Consider the following 6,000-nt stretch of genomic DNA (forward strand, 5'->3'; position numbering starts at 1 on the left):
CTTGAACGATAGGAAGGCAAGCCGTCAGGCCGACGGCTTGCGATGGTAGCGCTGGGGAACGAACGGCATGTCGGCGACGCTCGCCTCCAACTCGCGGCCGCGCACGACGAGCTTCACCGGCGTGCCGACACCCGCATGGGCCGGGTCGACATAGCCCATGGCGATGGGGGCACCCAGCGTCGGCGCGAAACCGCCCGAGGTGAGGACGCCGATGGCGCTGCCGTCCGCAGCGCGAATTTCCGCGCCCTCGCGCGCCGGGGCACGTCCCGCCAGCATCAACCCGACGCGCACGCGCGAGGGTCCCTCCGCCAGTTCGGAGAGGATGCGGGCAGCGCCGGGGAAATTGGCCTCGTCCTTCCTGCGCTTCTGCAGCACGAAAGTGATCGCGCCCTCGACCGGCGAGGTGGTCTCGTCGAGGTCATGGCCATAGAGGCAGAGCCCGGCTTCGAGGCGCAGCGAATCGCGCGCGCCGAGGCCGATCGGGGCGACGCGCTCGTCGGCGAGCAGGGCGCGGGCCAGCGGCTCGGCAGCGCCCGCCGGCACGGAGATCTCGTAGCCGTCCTCGCCGGTATAGCCGGAGCGCGACACATAGACGGCGATGCCGTCGAATTCCATTTCGGCAACGCCCATGAAGGCCATGTCCGCGGCGGCCGGCGCATGGGCGGCCATCACCTTAGCCGCCATCGGCCCCTGCAGCGCGATCAGCGCCCGGTCCTCGATGGGCTCCAGCCGCACGTTGCCCGGAAGGTTCGCTGCAATCAGCGCGTAGTCGACCGCCTTGCGCGAGGCGTTGACGACCAGGAACAGCCGGCCGTCGTTTTCTTCGCCTTGCGGCCGCGAGACCATCAGGTCGTCGACGATGCCGCCCTCGGCATTCAGCAGCACCGTGTAGCGCTGGCGGCCGGGCTTCAGCACGGCGACGTCGGAGGGCACCATCGCCTCCAGCGCGCGGGCCGTCGTCTCGTGGTCGGGGCCGATGAGCCAGGCCTGGCCCATATGCGACACGTCGAAGAGGCCGGCCTTCTCGCGGGTGTGGCTGTGCTCGGCGATGATGCCGGCGGGATACTGGACCGGCATCTCGTAGCCGGCGAAGGGCACGAGGCGCGCCCCGAGCTCGCGGTGCAGATCTGTAAGAGGCGTCGAAAGCAGGGATCCGTCGGCGTGATCGGCCATGTGGTCGTCCTGGCGCTAGAGGGTCTGGTGACGCGAACACGTTTCGTATCCACGCACCCCCTCTGTCCTGACGACCTGAGAGATTTCCCGCCCGGCCTCCGGTCCGTGACCGGCGCCCGAATGTGAGGCGGTTACTCCTTCGGTGAGCCCGGCCCCGACCCGAAGGGCGGTCCGGACTTCTTTCCAGAGCGTTGCTCGACCTGCGGTCCTTTTGCCTGAGAGTTTCCGGGGCGGTTGCTCCTTCGGCGCCGGCATCCGGGATGCCGACCTCTCCCGCAAGTCCTTGAAGCAGGATCGCAAAGACGTGCCGTCTTCAGGTCCCTGCCGGCGGCGCACAACGTCCACGCCGCCTTGTCACCCATATCTGAAGTTCGTCACGTTTCACAGCACGCTCTGAACGAACTTCAGATATGGGCGACAGGAAAATTCACGTTTTCTGGTGCGGTTTTCGAATTTGAAATACGCTCTCAGCCTGCTGCCACCCGAAGGCGTATTTCAAATTCACCGCACCAGCATGTCGCATTGTCGACAGCGCTTGTCGCCCTGTCAACACGCCCCTCCTATTGCCGCCGTTTTCCCTTCTCGTCCAGCGCAATCTGCACCTTGGTCGAAGCGGTCTGGGGAATAGCGACATTCTCCTCCACCAGCGCCCATTGTTCGGCCGGCGACCCGGCGCCCAGCGTCACCGGCACGGCGAGCTGGCGCACCACCGGTTTGGGGCCGCCGGGCGCGGTGTTGACGATGGTCAGGCGGATCGGCAGCAGCACCTCGCCGCCCTGCCAGGCCGGGCCCGGCGTCACGCGCCCGGAGACGCCGACGGTCATCAGCACGCCGTCGCCGCCGTCGCGCACGCAGCGCCGCGCCCAGTTCTCGATATTCGCCTGGTAGCGCAGCGCCTTGGGATCGTCGTCCTTGCCGCGGTCGTGGATCATCAGCAGATAGTGGCCCGGCTCCACCTCCAGCGGCGGACAGGGAACCTCCCGGCGGAACGTGTCGGGGTTGATCCCCTCGACCACCGACTTGTCGGAGGCGTTGCCGGAGATCACCGTCTTGGCGACATCGTCGCCGACGCCGGAGATATCTGCGCCGCAGCCGGCAACGGCAAGGCCAAGCGCCAGCGAGGCGAGCGGGCCCGTACGGCGGATCCAGTCGGCGTGCTGCATGCCAATCTTCCCAATTCTGCTCAAGGACGCGAACTCGTTCGGGCAACGTCTATATCAGGCGGGCCGCCGCTTGGCGAGCCGCCGCCGCCGGGCGCCTGTCCAGCGCCGACCGGGTGCCGGATCGCGAGCCGGCAAAGCCGCGCTGTTGCACCCCGCCCGCCTTGCCCACCCCTTGACAGGCCCTGCCCCCATACCTCTATTGCCAGCAAAGCCCGTGCGCCGCGGCTCCCCGCCGGCGCCGACTGCAAGGAGGCCCTGTTGGCTTCACACCCGACCGCCGGAACCCGCCCGCCGCTCCAGGTGCTGCTTTGCGCGCCGAGGGGCTTTTGCGCCGGAGTCGACCGTGCCGTGCAGATCGTCGAGCTGGCGCTGGAGCGTTTCGGCGCGCCGGTCTATGTCCGCCACGAGATCGTGCACAACAAGTTCGTCGTCGAGAGCCTGAAGGCCAAGGGCGCCGTCTTCGTCGAGGAGCTGGACGAGATCCCGGACGGCGATCACGACCGGCCGGTGGTGTTCTCCGCGCATGGCGTGCCGAAGTCGGTGCCGGAGGACGCGCGCGCCCGCAACATGTTCTATCTCGACGCCACCTGCCCGCTGGTCTCCAAGGTCCACAAGGAAGCGGAGATCCATTTCCGCCGCGGCCGCGAGATCGTGCTGATCGGCCATGCCGGCCATCCGGAAGTCATCGGCACCATGGGCCAGTTGCCCGAGGGCGCGGTGCGCCTGGTCGAGACGGTGGAGGACGCGCGCCGCTTCGAGCCGGCCGGCGACCGGCCGCTCGCCTGGATCACCCAGACCACCCTGTCGGTCGACGACACGGCCGAGATCGTCGAGGTGCTGGCCGCCCGCTTCCCCGACATCGTCGCCCCGCACAAGGACGACATCTGCTACGCCACCACCAACCGGCAGGAGGCGGTGAAGGCCGTCGCGCCGCAGGTCGAGGCGCTGATCGTCGTCGGCGCGCCGAATTCGTCGAACTCGCAGCGCCTGCGCGAGGTCGCCGAGCGTGCCGGCTGCCCGGTGGCGCTCCTCGTCCAGCGCGCCGCCGACATCCCCTGGGACCTGCTGCCGCCGCTCACCCGCCTCGGCATCACCGCCGGCGCCTCCGCGCCCGAGGTCCTGGTGGAGGAGATCATCGCCGCCTTTGCCGAGCGCTACGAGGTCACCGTCGACAGCGTGCGCACGGCCGAGGAGACGATTTCCTTCAACCTGCCGCGCGCCCTGCGCGAGGCCGCCGCCGAGTAGCCCCGCCCCATCCATCCCGCGCGTCCCGCGTCCTTCAAGCGAACACGAAACCGGCACCCATGGCAGTCTATACGGACGTCTCGGACGAGGACCTTGAGGCCTTCGTCGCCCTCTACGACATCGGCGACACGCTCGCCCTCAAGGGCATCGCCGAAGGCGTCGAGAACTCGAACTTCCTGCTGCACACCACCGCCGGCTATTTCATCCTGACGCTCTACGAAAAGCGGGTGGACCCGGCCGACCTGCCGTTCTTCCTGGAGCTGATGCGCCATCTGGCGGCGCGCGGCATCTCCTGCCCGCAGCCGGTCACCGCCCGCTCCGGCGCAATGCTGGGCGAACTCGCCGGCCGGCCGGCGGCGATCATCTCCTTCCTCGACGGCATGTGGGTGCGCCGGCCGAAGCGGATGCATTGCGCCGCGCTCGGCGAGGCGCTCGCCCGCTTTCACCTCGCCGGCGCGGATTTTTCCGGCCGGCGCCGCAACACCCTGTCGGTCGACAGTTGGCGGCCGCTGCTCGGCGCCTCGCTCGACCAGGCCGACACGGTGGTGGAGGGGCTCGGGGCCGAGCTCACCGCCGAGCTCGACCATCTGGAGAGCCGCTGGCCGAGCGGCCTTCCCTCCGGCGTCATCCATGCGGATCTCTTCCCAGACAATGTCTTCTTCATCGGCGAGCGCCTGTCCGGGCTGATCGACTTCTATTTCGCCTGCACCGATGCCTTCGCCTATGACGTGGCGATCTGCCTCAATGCCTGGTGCTTCGAGCCGGACCTCTCCTTCAACGTCACCAAGGCCCGCGCCCTGCTCAACGGCTATCGCCAGGTGCGCGACTTCACCGCCGCCGAGTTCGACGCTCTGCCGCTGCTGGCGCGCGGCTCGGCGCTGCGCTTCCTGCTGACGCGGCTGCACGACTGGCTGCGGGTGCCGCCCGGCGCGCTGGTGACGCCGAAGGACCCGCGCGAATACCTTCGCAAGCTGCGCTTCCACCAGGGTGTCGCCACCGCCTCCGACTACGGGCTCGCCCCGTGAGCGAGGCGGAGCGCATGCGCGTCACCATCCACACGGACGGGGCGTGCTCGGGCAATCCGGGGCCGGGCGGCTGGGGCGCGATCCTGCGCTTCGGCGCGCATGAGCGCGAATTGTGCGGCGGCGAGGCGCAGACCACCAACAACCGGATGGAGCTGACCGCCGCCATCGAGGCGCTCAACGCGCTCAAGCGGCCGTGCAAGGTCGAGCTGCACACCGACAGCACCTATGTGCGCGACGGCATCACCAAGTGGCTCTACAACTGGAAGCGCAATGCCTGGCGCACCGCCGACAAGAAGCCGGTGAAGAATGCCGAACTGTGGCAGGCGCTGGATGCGGCGCGCACCCGCCACGACGTCACCTGGCACTGGGTCAAGGGCCATGCCGGGCACGACGACAACGAGCGCGCCGACGAACTCGCCCGCAAGGGCATGGCACCGTTCAAGAAAAGATAGGCCGGGAAAGCGCCCCGCACCGTCAATCCTCGACGAGCTTGCGCAGCCGGCCGATGGCGTCGTCCCATTGCCGCGAGGCCCGCTCCAGATAGCGGCTTGCCTCGGCCAGTGCGGCCGGCCGAATGGCGAAGCGGGTCTCGCGGCCGACGCGCGCGCTGGCGACGACGCCCGCCTCCTCGAGCACGGCCAGATGCTTGCTGATGCCCTGCCGGGTCAGGCCGGTGCCCTGGGTCAGTTCGACGACCGACTGCGCCCGTCCCTCGGCCAGCCGCGACAGCAGCGTCAGGCGGGTCCTGTCCCCCAGCGCCGCGAACACCGACGCGGCGGACGACGTCTCGGCCTCACTCGGCAACATGATGGGCGATGTTCTCCGCCTGGATGTTCCAACCTTGCGTATTGCCGCGCAGGACCTCGAGGCGCCGATGCTCCGGCAGCGCCTCGAAGCCGCTTTCGGTGATCGTCAGCAGGGTTCCTCCCGCCACCGGCTCGAGCCGGAACTCGACCAGCGTTGTCGGCTGGTCGGCGACGGCAAGCCCGGACGCCTCATCGAAATCGTGCCAGCGGAACGAGAGCAGCCTCTCGGGCTCCATCTGCTCCACGGTGGCGAGCCAGGGATAGTGTTCGTAGCCGGGATAGGTCATCCGGCCGGTCGAGATGCTGCCGGGAACGAACGGCCCGTCGAGCCTGACCCGTATGTGGACGGCCCCCTGAGGGCAAGCGATTAGTTGAGGCTCGCTCGGATCGACAGCGGTTCGTATGTCCGGCCTGTTTCGGCGGCATGGTGAACCGCCATGGCCCAAGATGGGTTGCGCGTGGGGCGGCGCCTAACGGAACCACGGCCTCGACGGCCGGTCGGGTCGCACGGCGTGTCCGCCTCACGTGATCGATCGAACGCTCCATCTCCCTCTCGGCTTGCCGCTCCCTCAAGCCCGGCCGGCGTGG

7 protein-coding genes and 1 riboswitch are annotated in these 6,000 nt (G+C 68.9%); of the genes, 3 read left to right on the forward strand and 4 right to left on the reverse strand.

What is annotated here, in order from left to right; genetic code table 11:
* Positions 1-24: 24 nt before the first annotated feature.
* Positions 25-1,173 (reverse strand): glycine cleavage system aminomethyltransferase GcvT, encoded by a 1,149-nt coding sequence (gene gcvT, locus TSB10GB4_RS18530; RefSeq protein WP_186396962.1) that lies wholly within the window; start codon positions 1,171-1,173, stop codon positions 25-27.
* Positions 1,174-1,366: 193 nt separating this feature from the next.
* Positions 1,367-1,459, reverse strand: a riboswitch (glycine riboswitch).
* 274 nt (positions 1,460-1,733) lie between these two features.
* A complete protein-coding gene (locus TSB10GB4_RS18535; protein WP_186396963.1) occupies positions 1,734-2,336 on the reverse strand; it encodes a hypothetical protein in 603 nt (200 codons plus the stop codon).
* 258 nt (positions 2,337-2,594) lie between these two features.
* Here TSB10GB4_RS18535 and ispH point away from each other — a divergent pair, with 258 nt between their 5' ends.
* Genes ispH through rnhA form a run of 3 tightly spaced genes read left to right on the forward strand, consistent with a single transcriptional unit; the run spans position 2,595 to position 5,058 of the window.
* Positions 2,595-3,581 carry a 4-hydroxy-3-methylbut-2-enyl diphosphate reductase gene (ispH, locus tag TSB10GB4_RS18540; RefSeq protein ID WP_186396964.1) on the forward strand — a complete coding sequence of 329 codons (987 nt, stop codon included), beginning with the start codon at positions 2,595-2,597 and terminating at the stop codon, positions 3,579-3,581.
* Positions 3,582-3,640: 59 nt separating this feature from the next.
* Positions 3,641-4,606, forward strand: a complete 966-nt coding sequence (thrB, locus tag TSB10GB4_RS18545) for a homoserine kinase (protein WP_186396965.1) — start codon at positions 3,641-3,643, stop codon at positions 4,604-4,606.
* A gap of 14 nt (positions 4,607-4,620) precedes the next feature.
* Positions 4,621-5,058, forward strand: coding sequence for a ribonuclease HI (rnhA, locus tag TSB10GB4_RS18550; RefSeq protein ID WP_186396971.1), 438 nt, complete (start codon positions 4,621-4,623; stop codon positions 5,056-5,058).
* Between the two features lie 22 nt (positions 5,059-5,080).
* On the opposite strand, the gene TSB10GB4_RS18555 is transcribed toward rnhA, so the two are convergent.
* Together TSB10GB4_RS18555 and TSB10GB4_RS18560 are read right to left on the reverse strand one after the other, a co-directional pair.
* Positions 5,081-5,413: a helix-turn-helix transcriptional regulator gene (locus TSB10GB4_RS18555; RefSeq protein ID WP_186396966.1), complete on the reverse strand. Its 333-nt coding sequence runs from the start codon at positions 5,411-5,413 to the stop codon at positions 5,081-5,083.
* Positions 5,400-5,699, reverse strand: coding sequence for an SRPBCC family protein (locus tag TSB10GB4_RS18560; protein ID WP_186396967.1), 300 nt, complete (start codon positions 5,697-5,699; stop codon positions 5,400-5,402). Before TSB10GB4_RS18560 ends, TSB10GB4_RS18555 begins: the two co-directional genes overlap by 14 nt.
* Between the last annotated feature and the right edge of the window lie 301 nt (positions 5,700-6,000).

Source organism: Stappia sp. TSB10GB4, from assembly GCF_900185745.1.
Classification (GTDB): domain Bacteria; phylum Pseudomonadota; class Alphaproteobacteria; order Rhizobiales; family Stappiaceae; genus Stappia.